The organism is Bacillus sp. HY001 (genome assembly GCF_007558965.1).
Taxonomy (GTDB): domain Bacteria; phylum Bacillota; class Bacilli; order Bacillales; family Bacillaceae_G; genus Bacillus_A; species Bacillus_A mobilis.
Map to the genome: position 1 here is coordinate 1 of NZ_VLTE01000123.1, position 1,564 is coordinate 1,564.

Consider the following 1,564-nt stretch of genomic DNA (forward strand, 5'->3'; position numbering starts at 1 on the left):
TCTTGTTGTTTACGGGCCTCTTCATCAGCTAGACGTTTTTGCTCTTCTTGTTGTTTACGGGCCTCTTCATCAGCTAGACGTTTTTGCTCTTCTTGTTGTTTGCGAGTTTGCTCTTCGGCTTGGCGTTTTTCATCCTCTTGCTTACGAGCTTGTTCCTCGGCTAGACGCTTCTCGTCTTCTTGTTTTTGAGTCTTTTCGTCCGCTTCTTTCTTTTCTAGTTCTTTGTTCTTCTCGTTCTCTTTTTGTTCTGCATTGTTAGAAGCAACTTTTTTACTAGTTGCTGTCGTTCTTTCAGAAGTAGGGTTTGAAATACTTGATAATGCAACAAAAATGACAAATAAAATAGCAGTGATAATAAATTGTTTTTTTGCTACACCCGTCTTTTTAATTACAGATAAGATTGCTAGAACAAGGAAAAAAATAAATAAAATTAAACTTAAAGTAGCAAAAAAATCGATGACTGGGTGTTCAGATTTGGTAGTGCCCATTCCTATTAAGAGAATTGAAATCATAAAAAGAATCACAGTAGGACGACCATATTGCTTTGCTTTTCCATTTTTCTTGAAAAACGAGATGATGCATAGAACTAAAAGAATAAAAGCAATAAAGAATAAAGCTGCACCAATATTACTCAAAATCGCCATTTTTATACCTCCATTTGTAAGATTTTCACTATTGATTATATAGGAACTTATTGGATATTACACGCCTTATATAAATTTAGAAAATTAGTATTTTTAATAGACTTATAAACATTTATTTTATATATAAGGAAAAATGGATATATTTCCTATTACGTTTTTAACGAGATTTCATAAAGTATAGTATATCGATTGAAAGGAGGAGATTTGAATGGAATTTCAATTGTTAGTGAATTGTGTGTTACAAGAAGGTAATGCTTACTTTTTAGTAACGAAAGTAGACGATGTAATTACGTTGAAAGTACCGATTACAGCAGGAGTAGCAGGTTTATTCTTAGCTTTCGGTGTACCAAGATGTTCTTAATTTAAATCGCTACAGTAGAAAGAGGAGGACAAGCCTCTTTCTACTGTTACATAATAATTTTATCCTTTTCGGCAAGAAGACTCCATCTGATTTGTGTTACGGGTGAAACCCAACAATTCAGGTGGAGATGAATTGCCGTCAGTCAATAAGGCTGAACTCTTTGGTTTCGTCCATAACAATTTTCCAAGGAAGAATATTTGTTTCTTTTGTCTTACGATATGTCGGAAATAAGGAGGGAATATATCTTAAGATAACGAAATTGAATAATAATCATCATTCAGTTACTTGAACCAAAAGGAATTACGCTGAAGACCATATTCATATTTTGTTCCGTTTCGTTCCAAGTATTGATTTGTCAAAAGTAATTAATAATTTTAATGAACTCTCTAAGAAAGGTGGTGAAAACAATGGCTAGAAAGAAAGCAGTGAAAGTATTACGTAAACAAAAGAAAAGAGAAACGATGCAACGATTCACGCAGAAACAAAATATCGGACGAGCTTGTCTCACGGCTAAAGAATTCCGCTTACTGCAACGTATGTCACATAGTTCCAAAGCGTT

General features: G+C 33.7%; 3 protein-coding genes and 1 pseudogene. 3 read left to right on the forward strand and 1 reads right to left on the reverse strand.

Going from position 1 to position 1,564, the window contains the following annotated elements; translation table 11 throughout:
* The coding region (locus FOT98_RS28800) for an MFS transporter (RefSeq protein WP_144291198.1) at positions 1-644 on the reverse strand (644 nt) is incomplete at its 3' end.
* Between the two features lie 208 nt (positions 645-852).
* On the opposite strand from FOT98_RS28800, the gene exsG reads away from it, so the two are divergent.
* The 3 genes and pseudogenes from exsG to FOT98_RS28820 all read left to right on the forward strand — a co-directional run.
* The gene (exsG, locus tag FOT98_RS28805) at positions 853-1,005 is read left to right on the forward strand and encodes an exosporium protein ExsG (protein ID WP_000395675.1); all 153 of its coding nucleotides are present in this window, start codon (positions 853-855) and stop codon (positions 1,003-1,005) included.
* Between the two features lie 325 nt (positions 1,006-1,330).
* Positions 1,331-1,420, forward strand: a complete 90-nt coding sequence (locus tag FOT98_RS28815) for a hypothetical protein (RefSeq protein ID WP_161491756.1) — start codon at positions 1,331-1,333, stop codon at positions 1,418-1,420.
* Positions 1,413-1,564 (forward strand): annotated as a pseudogene (locus FOT98_RS28820) (RNA-guided endonuclease TnpB family protein); the annotation flags it as partial. The gene FOT98_RS28815 and the pseudogene FOT98_RS28820, both read left to right, overlap by 8 nt.

Excerpts from the sequence above, each read along its gene's own strand:
- exsG (WP_000395675.1), top strand. The coding sequence starts at position 853 with ATGGAATTTCAATTGTTAGTGAATTGTGTGTTACAAGAAGGTAATGCT.